Annotated in this window: 19 protein-coding genes, 1 pseudogene and 1 riboswitch; of the genes and pseudogenes, 6 read left to right on the forward strand and 14 right to left on the reverse strand. The window is 69.1% G+C overall.

Going from position 1 to position 21,554, the window contains the following annotated elements:
* The 4 genes from ABZV40_RS38970 to ABZV40_RS38985 all read right to left on the reverse strand — a co-directional run.
* Positions 1-929 (reverse strand): DUF222 domain-containing protein (locus ABZV40_RS38970; protein WP_355453867.1); only part of this gene is annotated, 929 nt, incomplete at its 3' end.
* Between the two features lie 194 nt (positions 930-1,123).
* On the reverse strand, positions 1,124-2,158 hold the full coding sequence (locus ABZV40_RS38975) for a ribonucleotide-diphosphate reductase subunit beta (protein WP_355453870.1): 1,035 nt from the start codon (positions 2,156-2,158) through the stop codon (positions 1,124-1,126).
* The gene (locus ABZV40_RS38980; protein ID WP_355453873.1) at positions 2,155-4,497 is read right to left on the reverse strand and encodes a ribonucleoside-diphosphate reductase subunit alpha; all 2,343 of its coding nucleotides are present in this window, start codon (positions 4,495-4,497) and stop codon (positions 2,155-2,157) included. Before ABZV40_RS38980 ends, ABZV40_RS38975 begins: the two co-directional genes overlap by 4 nt.
* A 95-nt stretch (positions 4,498-4,592) precedes the next feature.
* Positions 4,593-4,804, reverse strand: a riboswitch (cobalamin riboswitch).
* Between the two features lie 197 nt (positions 4,805-5,001).
* Complete coding sequence (locus tag ABZV40_RS38985; RefSeq protein ID WP_355453989.1) at positions 5,002-5,550, reverse strand: LysE/ArgO family amino acid transporter; 549 nt, start codon at positions 5,548-5,550, stop codon at positions 5,002-5,004.
* 99 nt (positions 5,551-5,649) lie between these two features.
* On the opposite strand from ABZV40_RS38985, the gene ABZV40_RS38990 reads away from it, so the two are divergent.
* The 4 genes from ABZV40_RS38990 to ABZV40_RS39005 all read left to right on the forward strand — a co-directional run bounded on the left by ABZV40_RS38990 (position 5,650) and on the right by ABZV40_RS39005 (position 7,976).
* Positions 5,650-6,507 carry a LysR family transcriptional regulator ArgP gene (locus ABZV40_RS38990; RefSeq protein WP_355453992.1) on the forward strand — a complete coding sequence of 286 codons (858 nt, stop codon included), beginning with the start codon at positions 5,650-5,652 and terminating at the stop codon, positions 6,505-6,507.
* Positions 6,508-6,571: 64 nt separating this feature from the next.
* Positions 6,572-7,279, forward strand: a complete 708-nt coding sequence (locus ABZV40_RS38995; protein WP_355453876.1) for a DUF998 domain-containing protein — start codon at positions 6,572-6,574, stop codon at positions 7,277-7,279.
* Positions 7,204-7,611, forward strand: a complete 408-nt coding sequence (locus ABZV40_RS39000; RefSeq protein WP_355453878.1) for a hypothetical protein — start codon at positions 7,204-7,206, stop codon at positions 7,609-7,611. The genes ABZV40_RS38995 and ABZV40_RS39000 overlap by 76 nt, the downstream gene beginning before the upstream one ends.
* A gap of 35 nt (positions 7,612-7,646) precedes the next feature.
* Entirely contained in the window at positions 7,647-7,976 is a 330-nt protein-coding gene (locus ABZV40_RS39005) for a hypothetical protein (protein WP_355453881.1), read from the forward strand.
* Here the strand turns inward: ABZV40_RS39005 and ABZV40_RS39010 are convergent.
* The 4 genes from ABZV40_RS39010 to ABZV40_RS39025 are packed head-to-tail and all read right to left on the reverse strand — an operon-like array spanning position 7,969 to position 11,999.
* Positions 7,969-8,667: a class I SAM-dependent methyltransferase gene (locus ABZV40_RS39010; protein ID WP_355453884.1), complete on the reverse strand. Its 699-nt coding sequence runs from the start codon at positions 8,665-8,667 to the stop codon at positions 7,969-7,971. The two genes, ABZV40_RS39005 and ABZV40_RS39010, sit on opposite strands and share 8 nt — an antisense overlap.
* Positions 8,660-9,331: a DUF3800 domain-containing protein gene (locus ABZV40_RS39015; protein ID WP_355453887.1), complete on the reverse strand. Its 672-nt coding sequence runs from the start codon at positions 9,329-9,331 to the stop codon at positions 8,660-8,662. The genes ABZV40_RS39010 and ABZV40_RS39015 overlap by 8 nt, the downstream gene beginning before the upstream one ends.
* The gene (locus ABZV40_RS39020; RefSeq protein WP_355453890.1) at positions 9,331-10,941 is read right to left on the reverse strand and encodes a hypothetical protein; all 1,611 of its coding nucleotides are present in this window, start codon (positions 10,939-10,941) and stop codon (positions 9,331-9,333) included. Before ABZV40_RS39020 ends, ABZV40_RS39015 begins: the two co-directional genes overlap by 1 nt.
* On the reverse strand, positions 10,938-11,999 hold the full coding sequence (locus tag ABZV40_RS39025; RefSeq protein ID WP_355453893.1) for a MoxR family ATPase: 1,062 nt from the start codon (positions 11,997-11,999) through the stop codon (positions 10,938-10,940). Before ABZV40_RS39025 ends, ABZV40_RS39020 begins: the two co-directional genes overlap by 4 nt.
* Before the next feature lie 156 nt (positions 12,000-12,155).
* Here ABZV40_RS39025 and ABZV40_RS39030 point away from each other — a divergent pair, with 156 nt between their 5' ends.
* Positions 12,156-13,838, forward strand: a complete 1,683-nt coding sequence (locus ABZV40_RS39030; RefSeq protein WP_355453896.1) for a cellulase family glycosylhydrolase — start codon at positions 12,156-12,158, stop codon at positions 13,836-13,838.
* Positions 13,839-14,050: 212 nt separating this feature from the next.
* On the opposite strand, the gene ABZV40_RS39035 is transcribed toward ABZV40_RS39030, so the two are convergent.
* From ABZV40_RS39035 to ABZV40_RS39045, 3 genes are all read right to left on the reverse strand, one after another.
* On the reverse strand, positions 14,051-15,535 hold the full coding sequence (locus ABZV40_RS39035) for a glutamate--cysteine ligase (protein ID WP_355453899.1): 1,485 nt from the start codon (positions 15,533-15,535) through the stop codon (positions 14,051-14,053).
* 82 nt (positions 15,536-15,617) lie between these two features.
* A complete protein-coding gene (locus ABZV40_RS39040) occupies positions 15,618-16,259 on the reverse strand; it encodes a 4'-phosphopantetheinyl transferase superfamily protein (protein ID WP_355453901.1) in 642 nt (213 codons plus the stop codon).
* Positions 16,260-17,078: a metallophosphoesterase gene (locus ABZV40_RS39045; protein ID WP_355453903.1), complete on the reverse strand. Its 819-nt coding sequence runs from the start codon at positions 17,076-17,078 to the stop codon at positions 16,260-16,262.
* A 629-nt stretch (positions 17,079-17,707) separates the two neighbouring features.
* Here ABZV40_RS39045 and ABZV40_RS39050 point away from each other — a divergent pair.
* Positions 17,708-18,106: pseudogene (locus ABZV40_RS39050) on the forward strand (transposase); the annotation flags it as partial.
* A gap of 140 nt (positions 18,107-18,246) precedes the next feature.
* On the opposite strand, the gene ABZV40_RS39055 reads toward ABZV40_RS39050, so the two are convergent.
* Genes ABZV40_RS39055 through ABZV40_RS39065 form a run of 3 tightly spaced genes read right to left on the reverse strand, consistent with a single transcriptional unit; the run spans position 18,247 to position 21,522 of the window.
* Positions 18,247-19,422 carry a histidine kinase gene (locus ABZV40_RS39055; protein WP_355453906.1) on the reverse strand — a complete coding sequence of 392 codons (1,176 nt, stop codon included), beginning with the start codon at positions 19,420-19,422 and terminating at the stop codon, positions 18,247-18,249.
* 13 nt (positions 19,423-19,435) lie between these two features.
* On the reverse strand, positions 19,436-21,178 hold the full coding sequence (locus ABZV40_RS39060; RefSeq protein WP_355453909.1) for a cation acetate symporter: 1,743 nt from the start codon (positions 21,176-21,178) through the stop codon (positions 19,436-19,438).
* Positions 21,175-21,522 carry a hypothetical protein gene (locus ABZV40_RS39065; RefSeq protein ID WP_355453912.1) on the reverse strand — a complete coding sequence of 116 codons (348 nt, stop codon included), beginning with the start codon at positions 21,520-21,522 and terminating at the stop codon, positions 21,175-21,177. The genes ABZV40_RS39060 and ABZV40_RS39065 overlap by 4 nt, the downstream gene beginning before the upstream one ends.
* Positions 21,523-21,554 lie beyond the last annotated feature (32 nt).

Below are 21,554 nucleotides of genomic sequence, written 5' to 3' on the forward strand. Positions count from 1 at the left end.
CCGGCGGGGAAGCTGCGGGTCTTGCGGCCGATGTCCATCGGCTGCGACCGCTCCCCCAGCACCAGCGGAATGATCCCCGCATCGCAGGCCAGGCGGCGCACCTCCTCGACCGGAACACGCTCGCCGTTGTCCAGCATGCCCTCGCCGAGCTGCCCGGCCAGGTCCTCGTAGCGCATCGTCACCGTCAGCGTGACCGGCTCACCGCCGTGCTCGGGCAACTGGTCCGCGCGCAGCATGAGGTCCACCAGCTCGGCCAGCGCATCGCCTTCACGTTCGGCGCGCGAGCGCGGATCGGGGCCTTCCTCGGCCGTGGTGGGGCGCGGCTTGGCCAGCGGGTCCAGCAGCGCCTCGTACTTGGCGCCAGTGACCTTGTCCAGCCTCGCCCGGATCTCCAGGCAATCGTCCTTCCAGCGCATCACGTGCTGGTTGACCTGCCGCGCGGGTTCGGCATCGCGTGGTTCCGGATCGTTCTGCAACAGCGCATATGTCAGCTTGCGGCCCATCGCCCGCAACGCCACCGGATCATGCTCGCGCGCGAGATCGACCACGGTCTGCTCGTACTCGGCAGGCAGATCCTTCATCACCTCGGCCACCACCGCCACATGCTCCATCGACAGCGCGCCCTCGGCCGCCGCCGACGCGGTCACGGGTAGTTCCGGGGCGATCTCACTGCCGGTCGGCGTGATCCCCGGCCCCAGCAGCCCGGCATTGGCCACCCACTGCTTGGCGGTATTCCGGCTCCAGCGGAGCGCGTGCTGCAACAGCTGCGGCAAATCCTTATAGCCGAGTTCGCTGGCGGCGCCACGTCGATTCAATTCGGCGACCTTGCGCATCACCGCATACTGACGAGCCTGAAGATCCGCCACCTCATCGGCGAGGTGGCTCAGCACCTCGCCGGTGGAAAGGAGTGGAAGGTTAGGTTCGATCACGTGTTCGACTCTACCGCAAGATCACGAGACAATAACGGCTAAATCCGTACACCAAAGAGTGAACCGTGTTCAGGGCGCGCGATTGGGGTTTGGCTTTGGCCGCCTCGTAAGGCATCCAAAGCCAAGCCCCAATCGCAATCGTCGCGAAGCGGCGATGACGCGACCAACGCACGTCGTCCGCCCGCGAAATCAGCTCACCACTCCAGCGAGCCGCCGTTCTGGTACTCGATCACCCGCGTCTCGAAGAAGTTCTTCTCCTTCTTGAGATCCATCATCTCCGACATCCACGGGAACGGGTTCTCCACCTGGTCCCAGACCGGCTCCAGGCCGAGCTGCGCGCACCGGCGGTTGGTGATGAACCGCATGTACTGCTCGCACAGGTCGGCGTTGAGGCCGAGGATGCCGCCGGGCATGGTGTCGCGGCCGTAGGCGATCTCCAGCTCGCAGCCCTCGGCGAGCATGGTGCGCACCTCCTTCTGGAACACGTCGTTCCACAGGTGCGGGTTCTCGATCTTGATCTGGTTGATGGCGTCGATGCCGAAGTTCAGGTGGATCGACTCGTCGCGCAGGATGTACTGGTACTGCTCGGCGATGCCGACCATCTTGTTGCGCCTGCCCAGCGACAGGATCTGCGCGAACCCGGTGTAGAACCACATGCCCTCGAAGACCACGTAGAACGCCACGAGGTCCTTGAGGAACGCCTGGTCGGAGTCGGGCGTGCCCGTCCTGAACTCGGGGTCCTCCAGGTGCTGCGTGTACTGCAGCGCCCACGCGGCCTTGTCGGTGATCGACGGGATCTCCCGGTACATGTTGAACAGTTCGCCCTCGTCCAGGCCGAGCGAGGTGCAGATGTACTGGAACGTGTGCGTGTGCACGGCCTCCTCGAAGGCCTGGCGCAGCAGGTACTGGCGGCACTCGGGGTTGGTGAGGTGCCGGTACACCGCGAGCACGATGTTGTTGGCCACCAACGACTCGGAGGTGGCGAAGAAGCCGAGGTTCCGCTTGATCATGCGGCGCTCCTCCTCGGTCAACCCGTCCGGCGACTTCCAGAGTGAGATGTCGGCCTGCATCGAGACCTCGGTCGGCATCCAGTGGTTGTTGCAGCCGTTGAGGTACTTCTCCCACGCCCAGTGGTACTTGAGCGGCAGCAGCTGGTTGACGTCCGCACGGCAGTTGATCATCGCTTTGTCGTCCACGGTGACGCGGGCGGCGCCTGCTTCGACGTTCACTGGCAAGCCTCACATTCGGGGTCGGTCACGGAGCAGGCGGTGGGGGAGACGGCGTTGAGCTTGCCGTCGGTGCCCTGCAGCGTGGACTTCTCCACGTGCGTGGCGCTCTGCGTGCGCAGGTAGTACGTGGTCTTGAGGCCGCGCACCCACGCCAGCTGGTACAGCTCGTCGAGCTTGCGGCCGCTGGGCCGGGCCAGGTAGAGGTTCAGCGACTGCGCCTGGTCGATCCACTTCTGCCGGCGCGCACCCGCCTCGATCAGCCACGAGCTGTCGACCTCGAACGCCGTGGCGTACAACGCCTTCAGGTGCGGTGGCACCCGGTCGATCGCGCCGAGGCTGCCGTCGTGCAGCTTCAGGTCCGAGATCATCTGCTCGTCCCAGAGCTTGCGCTGCTTCAGGGCGCGCACCAGGTCGGGGTTGATCACGGTGAAGTCGCCGGACATGTTCGACTTCACGTACAGGTTGCGGTACAGCGGCTCGATCGACTGGTTCACGCCGGTGATGTTCGCGATGGTCGCGGTCGGCGCGATGGCCATGACGTTCGAGTTCCGCATGCCCCTGCGGGCCTTCTCGCGCACGACGTCCCAGTCCATCGTGGACTCGCGGTCGACGCTCAGCTCACCCTCACCGCGGTGCCGCGCGAGGACCCCGACCGAGTCGATCGGCAGGATGCCCTGCGACCACAGCGACCCCTCGAACGACCGGTAGGCGCCGCGCTCCTCGGCCAGCTCGGCGGACGCGGTGATCGCGTAGTAGCTGAGCTCCTCCATGCTGCGGTCAGCGAACTCGACGGCTTCCTGCGACGCCATCGGCGTGCCGAGCGTGAACAGCGCGTCCTGGAAGCCCATCAGCCCCAGGCCGACCGGGCGGTGCTTCAGGTTGGAGTTCCGCGCCTCGGGGATCGTGTAGTAGTTCACGTCGATCACGTTGTCGAGCATGCGAACGGCCGTGCGCACGGTTTTTTCGAGGCGTGCGTGGTCGATGCCGCCGGCGGTGACGTGCTGTGCGAGGTTGACGCTGCCCAGGTTGCAGACCGCGACCTCGTCGGCCGAGGTGTTCAGGGTGATCTCGGTGCACAGGTTGGACGAGTGCACGACACCGCTGTGCTGCTGTGGCGACCGCAGGTTGCACGGGTCCTTGAACGTGATCCACGGGTGACCGGTCTCGAACAGCATGGTCAGCATGCGCCGCCACAGGTCGACGGCCTGCACCCGGCGGAAGACCTTGATCTCGCCGTTGTCGGCCTTCTGCTCGTACGCGCGGTACTTGACCGCGAAGTCGTCACCGAACGCGTCGTGCAGGTCCGGCACCTCGTCCGGCGAGAACAGCGTCCACTGACCGTTCGCGCGGACTCGCCGGATGAACTCGTCCGGCACCCAGTTCGCGGTGTTCATGTCGTGGGTGCGACGGCGTTCGTCGCCGGTGTTCTTGCGCAGGTCGAGGAACTCCTCGACGTCGATGTGCCAGGTCTCCAGGTACGCGCACACCGCGCCCTTGCGACGCCCGCCTTGGTTGACCGCGACCGCGGTGTCGTTGGCGACCTTGAGGAACGGCACCACCCCCTGCGACTTGCCGTTGGTGCCCTTGATGTGCGCGCCGATCCCGCGCACCGGCGTCCAGTCGTTGCCGAGCCCGCCGGCGAACTTGCTGAGCAGCGCGTTGTTGCTGATGCCGTGGAAGATCGCGGCGAGATCGTCGTCCACAGTGGTCAGGAAGCACGACGACAGCTGTGGCCGTGTGGTGCCCGAGTTGAACAACGTCGGTGTCGAGCACATGAAGTCGAACGACGACAGCAGCTCGTAGAACTCGATCGCGCGGGCGTCGCGGTCGTCCTCGTCGAGCGCCAGGCCCATGGCGACTCGCAGGAAGAACGCCTGTGGCAGCTCGTAGCGGCGGCCGTCGTGGTGCAGGAAGTAGCGGTCGTACAGCGTCTGCAGGCCCAGGAACTGGAAGTTCAGGTCGCGCTCCGGGCGCAGCGCCGCACCCAGGCGGGCCAGGTCGAAGTCCTCCAGGCGCGGGTCGAGCTGGCCGAGCTTGACGCCGTGACGGACGAACGACGTGAAGTACGACGGGTAGTGCTCGGTCATCTCGGCGTGCGACAGCGGCTCGCCACAGGCCTCGGCACGCAGCTTGTCGAGCAGCAACCGGGCGCTGACGTACGAGTAGTCCGGGTCCTGCTCGACCATCGTGCGGGCGGCCATGATCGGCGCCAGGGCGAGCTCGGCGTCGGTGATGCCGTCGTAGAGATTTCGCTTCGTCTCGGCCAGCACGGCCTCGGCCGACGCGTTGGGCAGGTCGGCACACGCTTCGTGAATGACCACTGAAAGGCGGTCGGGCACGCTCTCTCCTCGCGAGCTGAGCCGGAGGAAGTGCAGGCGCGCGCCACCGAGGGCACACAGCCGCCCTCCCTCGGGGCACCGTGTCGTGCGCGCAGGCTTGCGCGCACACCGGTGGCAGGTCTTCGGACTCGTGGGCGTGTTCCTCGCGCCTACCGGCCGTCGCTTCCCAGGCCTCGCGACCCAGTGCTTCGTTGACGGCTTTCGTTCCCACTCACCGCTGCGGGGCAGTCCCGGATTCCCACCGGGTTCCCTCTTGCCTCACCGGCCCGTTGCTCCGGGCCGGTGAACCACCAGCGCGGCAGATACTACATGTGGGGGTGGGGTCTGGATCACCACCCAACATGCGCGTGTCGTGGGTTATGGTCGGAAACGTGGATGATCATCGCCCGAAAGTTCTCGCGGGTGCTCTCGTCAGTGCGGTGCTCGCTTCGGCGTCCCTCGGAGCCGGTGCCGCGGCACCCGTGACGAGCGGTGTGCTGGCCGTGACGGCGGTGCTGGTGATGATCACCACCCGGCGATCAGGGTCACCCCGAGAGTGATCATCACGGCGGCGATCACGCCGTCCAGCACCCGCCACGAACGAGGCTTCGCGAACCACGGGCTCAGCAACCGGGCCCCGAACCCGAGTGCGACGAACCAGGTGACGCTCGCGGCCACCGCGCCGACCCCGAAGAGCCACCGTCCGGCCGCGATCGAGCCGAGCAGCAGCACCGTGTCGAGGTAGACGTGCGGGTTGAGCCACGTCAGTGCGATGGCGGTCAGCACGGGCCGGCCCTGCTGGGCTGAGCCGAGGTTCATCGCGGACGGCCGGAACGCCCGGCGCGCGGCCAGAACCCCGTACCCGGTCAGGAAAAGCCCGCCGACGACGGCCGCCGCGGTGATCACCTGCGGCCACCGGGCGACGATCACCCCGAACCCGGCGACACCGACCGCGACCAGAACGGCGTCGGAGAGCGCGCACACGGCGACGACCGGCAGCACGGCCTGACGCCGAAGTCCTTGGCGCAGCACGAAAGCGTTCTGCGCGCCGATCGCGACGATCAGGGTCATCATGGTGCCGAAGCCGAGCAGCAGGTCAGTCACGCGTCCGACGGTAAGCACGCGGCCTTGATGAGGAAAGCTAAAGATTCTTACGTATCATTAGCAGCTGTGATGGACCTCGACCTGGTGCGCACCTTGCTCGCGGTCGTCGACGCGGGCACGTTCGACGCCGCCGCCACCGTGTTGCACGTCACGCCTTCCGCTGTCTCGCAACGGATCAAGGCGCTGGAGCAGCGGACGGGCCGGGTGCTGCTGGTGCGGGTGCGCCCGGTGCGGCTGACGCCGTCGGGGGAGGTGCTGGTCCGCTACGGCCGGCAACTGCTCGCGCTCGACCAGGACCTGGAGGCGGCGCTCGGGCAGGACGCCGTCGTGCGGATGCCGATCGCGGTCAACGCCGACTCGCTCGCCACGTGGTTCCTGCCCGCCCTGCAACGGGTTTCGCCGGACCTGAGGATCTCGTTCGACCTGCACCGCGAGGACCAGGACCACACGACGGCGTTGCTGCGCCAGGGCCTGGTGATGGCCGCGGTGACGTCCTCGCGCGAGCCGGTCGCGGGCTGCTCGGTGCGGAAGCTGGGCAGCATCCGTTACGCGGCAATGGCAACACCGTCCTTTGTGGACCAGCACGCGGACGGTCCGCTGAGGTCGTGGCTGCCCGGCGCGCCGGTCGTGGTGTTCGACCGCAACGACGACCTGCAGGACCGGTTCGTGCGCACGCTGACCCGCGGGCGCGGTGCGTCCGGGCACCGCCACTGCATACCCTCGTCCGAGGTGTACGTGCGCGCGATCGTGGCGGGCCTCGGCTGGGGCATGGTGCCGCCGCAACAGCTCCAGGAAGGACTCGTCGACCTCGCGCCCGGCCGGACCGTCGACGTCCCGCTGTACTGGCAGCAGTGGAAGCTCGACTCCCCGGCCCTCACGGCGGTGGCCGGCGCGGTGGCGCGGGAAGCCGCTGTCGCACTGCGGTAGGGGACGACCTGTCGGCTTCCTGAAGCCGGGAACCGCGCGGCCGCACGTCGGCGTTGACCGTTGTGTGCTGATTCCTCGACTGGCCGCCACCGGCGGTTCGCTCGCCGTCGTCGTCACGGTGGCCATGGTCGGCCTGCTCGACCTGACCGTCGGCCCGCTGCGCCGCACGATCAGCGAGTACGCGCTGGGCGAGTACCGCCCGGTCTTCGACGTCGCCGTGCTGCTGCTGGCGTTCGGGTCGGTGGCGATCCTCTCCGCACTCGTCCACAAGGGGCTGGCGAGGTGGCGGTCCGGTGGCTCGGTCGCGTTGGTCCTGTGGTCGGCGGGCCTGCTGCTCGTGGTGGCGTTCCCCAAGACGAACTGGGCGATGGGCACCAACGCGGTCAGCGGCAGCATCCACCGGTTCGGCAGCACGGTCGCGTTCGTCAGCCTGCCGATCGCGGTGATCCTGCTGGCGCGGCCGTGGCTGACGGACCGCGTGTGGGGAAGGCACGCGAAGTTCACCCTGGCGTCCGGTGTGGTGAGCGTTGTCGCGTTCCTTCCGATCGTCTACGCCATTGCGATGGGGGCGACGTCCGGCGTTCGGTGGTGGGTGGTGTTCCCGCTGGGCTACATCGAGAGGATCTTGCTCGCCGCGGAGGTCGGCGCGGTGCTCGTCGTCGGGCTCTGGGCGATCGCGGCCAGTAGGGTTGCGCCATGGCGAGTTGGGGAGATCTCGCGGCATACGTCCGCGCCGAGTACGACGTCATCCACGACGACGGTGAGGAGCTGAGAGTCCTCTTCACCTTCGACGACGATGACGATGACGACGGCCGTACCCAGGTCGTGATCATCGTCCGGGAAGTGCTCGACAAGATGCACGAATGGGTGCAGATCGCCTCCCCGTGCGGCCTCGCGAAGGACGTGAACCTGCGCGAGGTGCTGGAGGAGGTCGGCAGGTCCACGGTCGCGTGCGGCCTCGCGATCATGGGGGAGCACGTCGTGGTCCGGCACTCGCTGCCGCTCGCGGACCTCGACATCCACGAGTTCACCGACCCGCTCCAGCTGCTCGCGGGCACGGCCGACATGCTGGAGGAGCAGTTCTGGGGAGGGGACGGCTACTGACCCCGACTGGGTTAGGCTCTCCTAACGTGAGAGCCATGACGGTGCAGGTTCGGGCCGGCCTGGGCGTGGAACGCCTGGCCGCAGCCGTGGATTCCCTCGTGGAACTGCATCCCGAACTGTGTCGTTCCCGCTTCGCGCACCACCGGGTCACCGACCCCGTCGCCGCCACGGACGCCGCACTGGCGCAGGCGGAGGCGGGGCTCGACCTCCAGGCGGGCGTGCTGGTGCAGGCCGTGTGGCTCGACGCCGGACCCGATCGTTCCGGCCGGATGGTGCTGGTGCTGCACGACGTCGTGGCCGACCGGATGCCGCGCGTCCTGCCGTGGCTGGTGCAGGCCTGGCGGCAGCCCGCGCTCGTCAGCTGACGCGCCGCCCGACGAACACCAGCTCGCGTCCCGGCCGGTCCGGTGCGTCCCGCACGTCCACCACCTCGAATCCGCACGACACCAGGCTTTCCCCGACCTCGGCCCGCGACCGGAACCGCAGCGTCGAGTCCGAGGCGAGCACCGTGCCGTCCGGCAACGTGTACGTGTGGCGGAACGACACGAGCGGCAGGCTCACCTCGAGCAGCTCCCGCCGCTCCTCCACACCGTCGAGCACCCGGCGCGTGGGTTGCGCCCAGCCCTCCCACGCCCGCGCCTCCGGTCGCCGCGTCTCGAACACCAGGTGGCCGCCGGGCCGCAGCGCCTCGCGGATCCCGCGCAACGTCCGTTCCCAGTCGCCGCCGAGGAACACCTGCGCCACGTTGCCGGTCATGGTCGCGAGATCGACCTGCAGCGGCGGCAACGCGGTCGCGTCGCCGTGGATCCACCTGACCCGGTCGTCCTTGGCCCGCGCGATCTCCAGCGAGGCCAGGGCCGGGTCCACGCCGACGACCGTGCGGCCGGTGCCGGCGAGCAGCACCGCCAGGCAACCCGTGCCGCAGCCGACGTCGAGCACCGACCGCGCCCCGACCTCGTCCGCGATGCCCAGGTACAGCTCCAGGTCGTCACGCGGCCCGTCGAACACGTCGTAGAGCCGCGCGAGCCGCGGGTCGCTGAAGATCAGGTCAGGCACGCCACATCCCAGGTCCGACGACAAAGGGCATCAGCAACTCGATCACCTCGCGATCACCTCGCCCGTTCAGCTCTTCCTCCGCGACGCGCCGGGCGATGCCGGCCAGGAAGTCGGCCACCTGCACCCGTGCGTCGTGCTGCGAGTCCACCAGCGTCAGGCTCTCCAGCCGTGGCGCGAGCTTCTTGAGCTGCCGGATCCGGCCGTCGGTCAGCGACAGCTGCTGGTCGTGCACGATCGACACCGGTCCACCACCCCACTGGGCGACGGTCCTGAGGATCGCCGGGAACAGCGGATCGAGCGCACCGCGCGGCCCGAGGGCGCGCAGCAGGTCGTTGTAGTGCTCCAGTGGCCCGGAAACCGCCCCGAACTCCTCGCGCACCCGTGAGGCCAGGAATCGCCGCTTGTCCACGAGCTGCACGCGGGCGCGGCCGGCCAGCGGACCGGTGGGCCCGAGGAACCACAGCAGCACCCACCGGTTCTTCGCGCGCAGCAGGTGGTTGGCCTTGTACTCCACCGCCGGCGACTTGATCATCTCCCGCAACGACTCGACGCACGACGAAGCCTCCTCGTGCGACAGCCGCACCCCGGCGTGCGCGAAGACCGCCGTGACGCCGCCGACGAGCTTCTCGCCCTCGGAACCGGACTCGTCGCACGCGATCTCCATCAGGACATCCGGAACACGGGTCCACGCGCCCGGAACGGCAGATGCGCGCCCGCGGGGATCAGGAACGCGTGCTCGCGCTTGATCCGCAGCACGTCGCACCACCCGTCGGTGATGACCAGGACCGGGCCGGACGAGGGGAAGTCGGTCGCGCGGTCGAGCAGGTCGATGCCGGGCTGCAGCACCGTGCCGCCGCGCCCGCGCACCGTCACCCGGCCCGCGATGTCCTCGACGGGCACATATCCGGCGTCATATGCCATCGCATCACAGAAAACCACGCGTGCGGCGGGCACGTCACGTGCCGCGGCATAGGACGCGATCGCTCCCAGGGCCTTGCCGAGCAGCTTGGGATCCATCGAGCCGGACGTGTCGAGCACGACCCCGAACGTCGGCCGCGACTCCAGCGTCTCGGGCCGCACCCAGCCGGGCCGGGGGATGTCCGGAGTGGACGCCTGCCGCCGGGACGCGCGGGCGTAGGTCCGCCGTTTCTCCACGGACGGAACGAACTCCTCGAACCACCGGGCCAGCTGGGCGTCCCACGACAGCGGCGGGTGCTCCAGCGCGCGGATCTCCTCGACCAGCCCGGCGGGCAGCAGCCCACGCGACACCGTGTGGTAGCTCAGGCCTGTCAGCAACGCACGCCGGTAGAACTCGTCCAGGTCCGTGACGTCCGACGGCCCGCGCAACGGCTCGCCGAGCAGGTCGCCCTGCTTGCCCCGCAACGTGAGCAGCTTCCGGTGGCGCCGCAGGTCGGTCGTGATCCGGTCGTAGACGGACTCGACCGACAACCCGCGCAGCTCCTGGTCGTGCAGCACACCTTCGGGCGCCGACCCGACGCCCATCTCGACCAGCCAGCCGTTGACCACGAAGTCCGCGGCGACGTTCCACAGGTGCGGGTCGCGGCCGCCGACCCGGTCGCAGTGGCGCAACGCGGCGTGCAACATCTCGTGCGCCAGCACGAAACGCCACTCCTGGCGGGACAGCCCGGCCAGCGGGTTCACGTAGATCTCGGCCGAGGCCGTGGACACCGCCGCGATCGAGATGTCCCAGCCCCGCGCCAGCTCCGCGTCCGCCACCACGGTCATCGCCGACGCCAGCGCGCCCAGCAGCGGGTAGTTCGACACGAACCAGCCCAGCGCGAGGTCCCACTCGGTCTTCTGCGGCCGTGCGTCGGACAACGAAGACCGTGCGCCGCCCGCCACGTCGACCGCGGCCGAGGCGGCGTTCGAGAGCCCGGCGGCGAACCGTTGCGCCCACTTCTCCGGCTCCTTCGACGCACCGCCGCGCACGCACCTGCCCGGCTCCCACGAGTGCGGCCGGGTGCCCAGCCGGACGGCGGGCTGGAAGTCGAGCACCTGCTCGCAGTCGTGCGTGCCGAACCCGAGGTGCAGGAGGCAGTGCGCGAACACCCACACCCACTCGGCCTCGTCGGCCCGTCGCTTCGGGTGCACCAGCATGGTGCCGTCGAGAGAGATGTCCGCCCAAGGGTGCTCGGAGTGCCGCGAGAAGTAGACGCTCAACGGCGCGAACAGCGGGTGGTTCACGACCGAGCGGTGTGCCGAGAGGTAGGCCTCCCACGCGGGATCGGCCTTGTTGCGCGAACGGGAGCTCATGCGCGCGCCGCGACCAGGCGCGGCAGATCGCGAGTGACCTCGACGAGGAACCACGTGGGCAGCACGGCGTTGCCGTCGTCGTCAGCCGCGATCACCATCTGCGCGATCTCCAGCGACAGTTCGGCCAGCTCCAGCAGCAGCGCCTTGCCGCGGTGCGCGAGCTGCTTGCCCGCCGCCGACGCGTGCGTCTTGTCGTGCGGCAGCTCCTTCACCAGCCGGGCGCGGAACGCCTCGGCCAGGAAGTAGAGCAGGTCGCGGTCCTGCGGCGCGGACGGCCAGCGGGCGTCGCCGCGCAGCACGGCCTCCAGCCCGTACGCGTGCCGCACGGTCTTCACGAACGCCTTGAACATCGAGGCGTGGTTCGCGGTGACCGTGCCGAACGCCAGCACGCCGAGGATCTCGTCGGAGATGTCGTCGCCGAACGAGTGCAGCGCGTCGGAGAGCATGTGCCAGCCGCGCGGCGTGGAGAACGTCTCCTCGACCTTCGGCGCCGCGCTCCACAGGTGGTCGGGGCGCTGGGTGAGGTACTCGAGCACCCACGGGTGGATGTCGTTCTCCCGCGCCCACTGCAGCCAGTCCTTCGCCGACGCGGTGAGGTGCACGTGGACCATGCGGTTCACGAGCGCGGACGCCATCGGGCGCGCCAGCGCGTTGTCGACGGCCCGGTTGCCGGCGCCGATCACGATCGAGCCCTTCGGCAGCTCGTAGGAGCCGATGCGGCGGTCGAGGATCAGCGAGTAGAACGCCTTCTGCACCTCGGGGCTGCTGGCGTTGAGCTCGTCGAGGAACAGGCAGTACGGGTCGTGGCGGGCGATGGTCTCGGGCGGCGCGAACCGGGACCGGCCACCGACCAGTTCCGGCACCCCGATCAGGTCCTCCGGCGCGAGCTGCGTGCCGAGCAGCGTCACGCACTCGAGGCCCAGCTCGGCGGCGAACTCGCGGACGAGGGAGGACTTGCCGATCCCCGGTGCTCCCCAGAGGAAGACCGGTCGGACGACGGCGACGTGCAGCAGCACCTCCGGAAGCTGTGCTGGTGTCACGGTGACTGTGGATCGCATCAGGCGTGCAGGATGCCTCACCCGACTTGTTCCGGTCGCCCGAATTTGTTGACAGCCGCAGTGGTCTGGTGCTGTGATGCAACCCACAACAGATAGGAAACCTTCTTAACTAAAGTGCCGCCGCACCCTGCTGTCCCCACACACAGGAGGCACCCTGTGGCCAGATCCCTGTTCCTGGTCCTACCAGCCGCGTTGGCGCTCACGGTCCCAGCCGTCGCGATCGCCGCCCCCACCCAGTACCAGGCGGAGAACGCGACCATCTCGAACGGCGTCGTCGAGTCCAACCACACCGGCTTCACCGGCACGGGCTTCGTCAACTACGACAACGAGGTCGGCAGCTCGGTCGAGTTCACCGTGACCTCGCCCAGCGCGGGCCAGGCGACACTCGCGTTCCGGTTCGCCAACGGCACCACGGCCAACCGCCCCATGGACATCTCGGTGAACGGCTCGCCGGCGGCGGACGAGCTCTCGTTCCCCGGCACGGGCGCGTGGACCACGTGGCAGACCCGCACCACCACCGTGACATTGAGTGCGGGCACCAACAAGATCAAAGCGGTCGCGACGACGGCCAACGGCGGCCCGAACCTCGACCGCCTCGACGTGGAACCCCCTTCTGGGGCACCGGACACGGTCGCACCCACCGTGCCGGGCAACCTGCGCTCCACCGGCTCCACGTCGTCGTCGGTCTCCTTGGCGTGGGACGCGTCCACGGACAACGTGGGCGTGACCGGGTACGTGCTGTCCAACGGCGCCACCGCGACGGGCACCGCGCACACCGTCACGGGCCTGACCCCGGACACCTCGTACACGTTCACCGTGCAGGCGCGTGACGCGGCAGGCAACCTGTCCGGCACGTCCAACTCCGTGACGGTCCGGACCCGGCCGGGCACCCCCGGCGGCACGCGGCCACACGACATCAACGGCCTGCTCCGCGTGTGCGGTGTGCAGCTGTGCAACCAATACGGGAAGCCGATCCAGTTGCGCGGCATGAGCACGCACGGCCTGCAGTGGTACGCGCAGTGCATCAAACCGGCCTCGTGGGACGCGCTGGTGGACGACTGGGGCGGCGACTTCATCCGCACCGCGCTCTACGTCCAGGAAGGCGGGTACGAGACCAACCCGCGCAAGTTCACCGACCTGGTCCACGGCCTCATCGAGGAAGCGACCCGCCGCGGCATCTACGTCCTGGTCGACTGGCACCAGCTCTCGCCGGGCGACCCGAACTACAACCTGTCGCGCGCGAAGACCTTCTTCACCGAGATCGCCACGCGGCACAAGGACAAGACCAACATCATCTACGACATCGCGAACGAGCCGAACGAGGTCTCGTGGGCGAAGGTCAAGTCCTATGCGGAGCAGATGGTCCCGGTCATCCGCGACATCGACCCCGACAGCCTGATCGTCTCGGGCACGCACGGCTGGTCGACCTTCGGCCACTCCGACGGCGAGGACCCGTCGGTCGTGCTGAACAACAAGGTCAACGCGACCAACTTCATGTACTCGTTCCACTTCTACGCCAACTCGCACAAGCAGGACTACATCGACGTCCTGGACCGCGTGTCGTCGGCGGTTCCGGTGTTCGTGACCGAGTTCGGCACGCAGACCGCCTCCGGTGACGGCGCGAACGACTTCACGACGTCGCAGAAGTACATCGACCTGATGGCCCGCAAGAAGATCTCCTGGGCCAACTGGAACTTCTCCGACGACGAGCGGTCGGGCGCGGTGTTCAAGACCGGCACGTGCTCCGGCAACAACTTCAGCGGCACCGGCGTGCTGAAGCCGGCCGGGGTGTGGGTGCGGGAGCGGATGCGCACGCCGGACGACTTCCCCACCAGCTGATCCGAGGGCGCACGAGGAGCGGTCCCGCTGCCGCGGCGGCGGGACCGCTCCTTCGTCAGTTTTCTGTCGGTGCCGGCCGCTATCCTGTTCTTGCCGGTGGTGATGGGCTCTCGCCTCGTCCGGGAGGCAGGCCGCTCACCGCCCCTGATTCTTCTTGCGACCGGCTCTCTCCTGGTTCGAGTGCGCGTACCACCCGAACCAGGCGTCGCCGGTCACGCTCCGGTGGCCGGCCAGGTGTGCACGGGCTCGTTGGCGTGCATCAGTTCCACATAGGACTTGAGCATCGTGCGCAGTGCGTCCGCGCGGTCCAGGTGCGTGTGGTCGTAGTGCCGGTGGAACTCGCGCGCCTGCCAGGTCGCGCCGTTCACGCCGGTCAGGCAGCGCTGCTCGACGACACCCAGCAACCGGTCCCGTTCCGCCGAGTCCACACCCCAGCGGATCAGACCCTCGTGCGCCAGCGGAAGGAGGCGGCGAAGCACCAACTCCACCACCGGCACGGTGCCGACACCGGGCCAGTACATCTGCGCGTCCATGCCGTTGCGGGAGGCGGCGTTGAAGTTCTCCTCGGCGGCCTGGAAGCTCATCTGCGACCACAGTGGACGCTCGTCCTCGGCCAGCGCGCGAACCAGGCCGAAGTAGAGCGCGGCGTTCGCCAGCGTGTCGACGACGGTGGGGCCCGCGGGCAGCACCCGGTTCTCGACGCGCAGGTGAGGCCTGTCCCGCACCACGTCGTACACGGGGCGGTTCCAGCGGTAGATGGTGCCGTTGTGCAGCTTCAGCTCGCTGAGAGCCGGCGTGTCGCCGTGGTCGAGCACGGCGAGCGGGTCCTCCTCGTCGCAGATGGGCAGCAACGCGGGGAAGTACCGGACGTTCTCCTCGAACAGGTCGAAGATCGAGTTGATCCACCGCTCGCCGAACCACACCCGCGGCCGCACGCCCTGTGCCTTGAGCTCGTCGCCACGGGTGTCGGTGGCCTGCTGGAACAACGCGATGCGGGTCTCGCGCCACAGCTCCTTGCCGAGGAAGAACGGCGAGTTCGCGCCCACCGCGACCTGCACGCCCGCGATGGCCTGGGCGGCGTTCCAGTACGCGGGGAACTGTTCCGGCGAGACCTGCAGGTGCAGCTGCGTGCTGGTGCAGGCGGCCTCGGGCACGATCGAGCTCGCGGTGAGGTGCAGCCGTTCCACGCCGTCGATGGAGATCTGCAGGTCCTCGCCCCGCGCGGCCAGCACCTGCTCGTTGAGCAGCGCGTACCGCGGGTTGCTCGACAGCTGGTCCGGCGTCACGTGCTTGCTGCGCAACGTCGGCAGGATGCCGTTGATGACCATGTGCGCGCCGATCTCGCGCGCCTTCTGCTCGGCGGAGTTCAGCGACCGGCGGACCGTCTCCTCGAACGAGGTGATGCCGCCGCCCGCGAGCCGCCGCGGTGCCACGTTGATCTCGATGTTCCACTGGCCGAGCTCGGTCACGAAGTCCGGGTCGTCGATGACCTGCAGCGCCTCGTGGTTCTTCATCGCCGGGTCGCCGTGCTCGTCGATGAGGTTGATCTCGATCTCGAGACCGGTCATCGGCCTCTCGAAGTCGAACCGCGCCTCACGCAGCATCCTGGCGAACACGTCGAGGCACCGGCGCACCTTGGTGCGGTACCGGGTGCGGTCCTCGCGCGTGAACTCGTGCTTCGCGACGTCCTCGCCCATGGTGGCCTCCCGGCGGTCGAGGGTTCACCCCATCACTGTGCACCATGGTTGATCAATCCGACACCCGTGTGTCGCCCGCGTTTCAGGAAGCGGGAACGGCGATGGCGGTGATCACGATGTCACCCTGCACCAGCCAGCGGCCGTGGAACCCGGCGATCGGGGTGCCGGGCAGCAGGATCCGCGAGTGGAAGGTGCCGTCGGCGTTCAGCGTGATGTCGGCGTCCTCGAAGCCCAGCCACCGCTGCGTGACCGGGTACCAGGCCTTGTAGGTCGACTCCTTCGCGCTGAACAGCAGCCGGTCCCAGCAGATCTTCGGGTCGTCGACCTTCAGCCCGGGCATGCGCCGGATCTCCGCCGGGAGCGCGATGGCCTCCAGCACCCCCTTCGGCGCCGGGCCGTGCGGCTCGGCGTCGATGCCGATGGTCTGGTAGCCGCTCTTCAACGCCAGTGCCGCGGCCCGGTAGCCGGAGCAGTGGGTGAGGCTGCCGACGACCTCCGGCGGCCACTGCGGCTCCCGCTTCGGGCCCGGCAGGATCGCCACCGGCTCGACACCGAGGCGCTTCATGGCCTCGCGGGCGCACCACCGCGCCGTGCCGAACTCGAACTTCCGCTTCGGGACGGCGCCTGCCAGCAGCGCCTCCTCCTCGGGGAAGAGCTCGACCGGCAGTTCGTCGTCGTAGCGCTCCACCGCCGCGATGGGCGGGGGGAGGAGTTGTTCCAGCACCTATGACTCCCGCAGCACGTCGTGCAGCTTCACCTGGGTGGTGCCGCGTGGTTTCCACTCGCGCGGGTAGCCGAGCGAGACCTCGTCGAAGCGCACGCCGTCGTAGTGCGTCGTGCGAGGGATGTGCAGGTGGCCGTAGACCATCTCGACCGCGTTGAACCGCCGGTGCCAGTCGGCGGTCAGGGTGGTGCCGCACCACAGCGCGAACTCGGGGTAGCGCAGCACGAACGTGGGGTCGCGGACGAGCGGGTAGTGGTTGATCAGCACGGTCGGCCCGGTGATCTTGGCGAGCCGTTCCTCGGTCTCCCGCACGCGTGCCTGGCACCACGCCTCGCGGGACGGGTAGGGGTCGGGGTGCAGGAAGTACTCGTCCGTGCACACCACGCCCGCCTCGTGCGCGATGGCGAGGGCCGACTTCACGTCCGTGGCACCGTGCGGCCGAAAGGAGTAGTCGTACCCGAGGAACAGTGGACAGACAGTGACCGGACCTCCGGAGCCCTCGAACACGACGTACGGGTCTTCCGGCGTGATCACGTCCAGGCCCCGGCACAGCTCGACGAGCTGCTTGTAGCGCATCTCCCCGCGGGACTGGTTCTCGTCGTCCCCGGTGGTCCAGAGCTCGTGGTTGCCGGGCGCCCAGATGACCTTCCCGAACCGGGGCCGCAGGGTCCTCAGCGTCCACTCGACGTCGGCGAACTTCTCACCGATGTCGCCCGCGACGATCAGCCAGTCGTCGGAGTCCGGTGACGTGATCGCCTCCACCACCTGACGGTTGTCCTGGTAGGAGACGTGCAGGTCGCTGGTGGCCAAAAGCTTCACAACTCGAACGGTATCCCGAACGTCAACGACCGGATCATTACCGCCCAGTGGGCGGCACACGGTGAGCGGTCCGCGTCACCCGGTAGTGGGACGGATGCCACGACCGGTTATCCGTTCGTCGCAGACAGTGCGCCACTCGTCTCAACAGGGGGAGCCGCGCATCGCCGCCGTACGTCCGCTCATCGCCTTTTATGGCCTACGTACTTACCGGTTTTCTGGCCGCCTTCCTACTGTGAGCGCTGTCACCTGACGGAAAAGTCCTGGCGGAGGACCACACCATGACCGACTCACAGTTCGCACGCACCCCGGACCCGCGCCTCGCGCGGCAGGTCCCGCCCCGTCAAGTGGCCCAGCGGCCCGTCCCCCCGCGTCAGGCCCCGGCCGGCCAGGTGCCGACCCGCTACGGCCAGCCCGTGGACCCGCGTCTCGCGGCCAACCCCTCGTTCCGCCGCACGGTCGGCGCCGAGATCGCCCGTCACGCCCAGCAGCACGCGGCCTACGCCGTCCCGCAGCGCCGCACCACGGCCGAGGACACCGCCCTGGCCACCCTGCTCCGCTCCCGTCAGCGCGCCGAGTCCGCCCGCCAGGACACACGGCCCGCCGACTCCGCGTCGCGCCAGGACGGCTGGATGCGCGCCTCGGCCTGGCCGGAGCACACGTGCGAGACCGGCCGCGGTGACGTCATCGACCAGCTCTCGTCCCGCCTGGTCAGCCCGAACCTCTGGGCCGTGGTCGAGCCGCTGATCCCACCGGCCAAGGTACGCCGCCAGGGCGGTGGCCGCGGCCGCGTCTGCAACCGCGCGGTCTTCACCGCCATCGTCTTCGTGCTCTCCTCGGGCTGCGCGTGGCGGCACCTGCCCGCGTCGTTCGGCGTGACCGTGCCGACCGTGCACCGCCGCTTCCAGGAGTGGACCGACCTGGGCCTGTGGGTGCGCCTGCGCCGTGCCGCGGCCGAGGGCGCCTGCGGCACCGAGGAGATCGACTGGATCCGCGCGGTGCTCGACGCGGCCGACCGCCGTGCCGCGAAGGCCGCCAGCTGATCCGCGGAACGTGAGCCGGGGTCACCCTGAGGAAGGGTGGCCCCGGTTTTTCGTGCGCGTCGCCGACGATCTACCGCTCATCGCGCGAAAGACCGCTCATCGCACGACGAGCGGTCCGGCGGAACGGCTCACATCCCGTTGATGCCCGCGTGGTACTTCGGCACCCGCACGGTGATCTTCGTGCCCAGCCCGCACGCCGTCTCCACCACGAGCCCGTACTCGTCGCCGTACACCCGCCGCAGCCGCTCGTCGATGTTGCCGAGCCCGATGCCTGCGGACTCGTCCACCTGCCCGGCGAGCGTGCGGCGCAGCTTCTCCGGGTCCATGCCGATGCCGTCGTCCTCGATGGTGATCTGGGCCTCGGCGCCGCCGTCGTTGGCGTAGATCTGGATGTGGCCCGGCTCGACCTTGCCCTCCATGCCGTGCCGGACGGCGTTCTCCACCAGCGGCTGCAGGCACAGGAACGGCACCGTCACCGGCAGCACCTCCGGTGCCACCTGCAGGGTCACCTTCAGCCGCTCACCGAACCGCGCGCGTTCCAGAGCCAGGTACTGGTCGATGGACCGCAGCTCCTCGGCCAGCGTCGTGAAGTCGCCGTGGCGGCGGAACGAGTAGCGGGTGAAGTCCGCGAAGTCGAGCAGCAGCGTCCGGGCGCGCTCGGGGTTGGTCCGCACGTAGGAAGCGATGGCGGACAACGAGTTGTAGATGAAGTGCGGCGAGATCTGCGCGCGCAGGGCACGCACCTCCGCCTCCACCAGCCGGGTCCGCGACCGGTCCAGCTCGGCCAGCTCGAGCTGGCCGGCGGCCCACCGCGCCACCTGGTTCGTCGCGCGCACCAGCCCGGCCGACGCCTCACGCGAGTAGGCCGCGAGCGTGCCGACCACGCGTCCTTCCACCGTCAGCGGTGCGACGACCGCGCAGTTGATCGGGCAGTTGGGTTCGGTGCAGCCGATGTCGAACGCCTGGGTGCGGCCGGTGAGGAACACGTCCTCGGCCTGGGTCATCGCCTCGGCCGCGTGGTGCTCGGACACCCCTTCCCACGCAACGACTTCCGTCTCGTCGGTCAACGCCAGCGCCGGGGTGTCCAGCAGGGTGCGCAGGTGCCGTGCGGACTTCTTGGCCGCGTCCGGCACCAGGCCCGCGCGCAGGGGAGGGGCCGCGGACCACGCGGTGTGCAGTGTTTCGTAGGTGACGCGCTGGGCCTCGGTGGAGAGCGACTGCCTGTTGCGCGTGCCGCGCCACAGCACGAGCACGGCGGCTCCGCCCACGATCAGGATCGCGGCGGCGGTGAGGAAGTCCTGCATCTCGCGTCACCCACTAACTTCGCTCGTCGGCCGAGGAGGGGCCGGAGCCGTCCAGCCCGAGGTTCTCGGGCGCGTGCAGCTTGACCATCGCCCGCTGCACGCCGGGAGGCACGTGCCGCGGGGTGAGCAGGGAGACGACGTACATGACCGCGAAGCCCAGCGGCACCGTCCACGCGGCAGGACGCGAGAGCAGCACCTCGTACCAGGAGTCGTCGGCGTCGCTGAACATCGTGACGAGGCCGGCGGTGAGCGCGGGGACGCCGCCCGCGAGCATGCCCGCGATGGCGCCGACGGTCGTTATCCGCGTCGACCAGATTCCCAGCATCAGCAACGGGCACAGCGACGACGCCGCCACCGCGAACGCCAGGCCCACCATGTCCGCGACGGGCATGCCGGTCGACACGAACGTCATCGCGAGCGGCACGACGCCCGCGAGCACCGTGGAGATCCGGAAGCCGCGCACGCCGCCCAGCCGCAGCACGTCCTGCGACAGCACGCCCGCCAGCGACACGACCAGGCCCGACGACGTCGACAGGAACGCCGCGAACGCGCCACCGGCCACCAGCGCGCCGAGCAGCTGGCCGCCGATGCCGTCGATCATCCGCGTCGGCAGCACCAGCACCACGGCGTCGGTCTGCCCGGTCATCAGCAGCTCGGGCGTGTAGAGGCGGCCCAGCGCGCCGTACAGCGGTGGCATCAGGTAGAACACCGACAGCAGGCCGAGCACGATCAACGTGGTGCGGCGCGCGGCGGTGCCGTTCGGGTTGGTGTAGAAGCGCACGATCACGTGCGGCAGGCCCATCGTGCCCAGGAACGTCGCGATGATGAGCGAGTAGACGCCGTACAACGGGAACTTCTGGCCGCTGGACTCCGGCAGCGCCCACGTGGCGTTGGTGTTGTGGTCCATTGTGGACACGTGCGGCACGGCGCCGCCCTGCGGGAACGTGAACTCCGAGCCCTGCCCGATGCGGTGGTAGCCGTTGGTCAGCACCAGGCCCGCGTCCTCGATGCGCAGGCCGTCGATCTCACCGCTGCCCTTGACGAAGATGGACTGCTCGGCGTGGATCGTGGTCTGGTGGCCGAAGGTGACCTTCGTGTCCTGCCGGAACGCCGGGAACTCCGGCTTGGTCATCGACTCCGCGCCGTGCACCTGCCAGACGACGATCAGGAACACGATCGGCACGGTGATCGCGGTGAGCTTGAGCCAGTACTGGAACGCCTGCACGAACGTGATCGACCGCATGCCGCCGGACATCACGTTGACCGTCACCACGAGCGTGACGATCAGCGCGCCCACCCAGTCCGGCGCGCCCGTCACGGTGTTCAGCGTCAGGCCCGCGCCTTCCAGCTGCGGCAACAGGTACAGCCAGCCGATCGCGAGCGCCAGGATCGACGCGACCGCGCGCACCACCCGTGAGCGGAAGCGGGCCTCGGCGAAGTCCGGCAGCGTGTAGGCGCCCGACCGCCGCAGGGGAGCCGCGACCATCGTCAGCAGCACCAGGTACCCGGCCGTGTAGCCGACCGGGAACCACAGCATGTCCGGCCCGTAGGCGAAGATCAGCCCGGCGATGCCGACGAACGACGCCGCCGACAGGTACTCGCCGCCGATCGCGGAAGCGTTCCACCACGGGGACACCGTGCGCGAGGCGACGTAGAAGTCGGACGTGGTGCGGGAGACCCGCAGTCCGTAGGTGCCGACCAGAATGGTGCCCAGTGCGACGACCAGCACCGCCACGATGGCGTAACCACTCGTCATGGACGTTCGACCAGCTCCGCGAACTCGCGTTCACTGCGCTCGGCCTGCCGCACGTAGAACCAGCCGGCCAGCAGGAGCATCGGGAACGTCGCCACGCACAGCAGGAACCACGGCAGCCCGAGCCCGAGCACCCGCGCCTTGCCCAGGTCGGGCTCGATCGAGAACAGCAGCGGCAGCACGCCGAGACTGCCGCACACCGCCAGGCACACCGACAGGCCCAGCCGCCGTTGCGCGCGGATCAGCGTGCGCATGTAGACCGCGCCGAGCTCGCTCTGCTCGTTGATCTCCCTGGTGCCCGAGTACGGGCGGCGGGCACGCGGCGCCCTCGTACGGGGGCTCGTCACCACCACACGCTGGGTCGGCTTCGGCGCCGGTC

It is taken from the genome of Lentzea sp. NPDC004782 (assembly GCF_040609115.1).
Lineage (GTDB): Bacteria > Actinomycetota > Actinomycetes > Mycobacteriales > Pseudonocardiaceae > Lentzea.

Bases quoted from the DNA above. Each gene is read 5' to 3' on its own strand.
- ABZV40_RS38985 (WP_355453989.1), bottom strand. From the start codon at position 5,550: ATGATGACCCTGATCGTCGCGATCGGCGCGCAGAACGCTTTCGTGCTG.
- ABZV40_RS38990 (WP_355453992.1), top strand. From the start codon at position 5,650: ATGGACCTCGACCTGGTGCGCACCTTGCTCGCGGTCGTCGACGCGGGC.
- ABZV40_RS39000 (WP_355453878.1), top strand. From the start codon at position 7,204: ATGGCGAGTTGGGGAGATCTCGCGGCATACGTCCGCGCCGAGTACGAC.
- ABZV40_RS39005 (WP_355453881.1), top strand. From the start codon at position 7,647: ATGACGGTGCAGGTTCGGGCCGGCCTGGGCGTGGAACGCCTGGCCGCA.
- ABZV40_RS39015 (WP_355453887.1), bottom strand. From the start codon at position 9,331: ATGGAGATCGCGTGCGACGAGTCCGGTTCCGAGGGCGAGAAGCTCGTC.
- ABZV40_RS39020 (WP_355453890.1), bottom strand. From the start codon at position 10,941: ATGAGCTCCCGTTCGCGCAACAAGGCCGATCCCGCGTGGGAGGCCTAC.
- ABZV40_RS39025 (WP_355453893.1), bottom strand. From the start codon at position 11,999: ATGCGATCCACAGTCACCGTGACACCAGCACAGCTTCCGGAGGTGCTG.
- ABZV40_RS39035 (WP_355453899.1), bottom strand. From the start codon at position 15,535: ATGGGCGAGGACGTCGCGAAGCACGAGTTCACGCGCGAGGACCGCACC.
- ABZV40_RS39055 (WP_355453906.1), bottom strand. From the start codon at position 19,422: ATGCAGGACTTCCTCACCGCCGCCGCGATCCTGATCGTGGGCGGAGCC.
- ABZV40_RS39060 (WP_355453909.1), bottom strand. From the start codon at position 21,178: ATGACGAGTGGTTACGCCATCGTGGCGGTGCTGGTCGTCGCACTGGGC.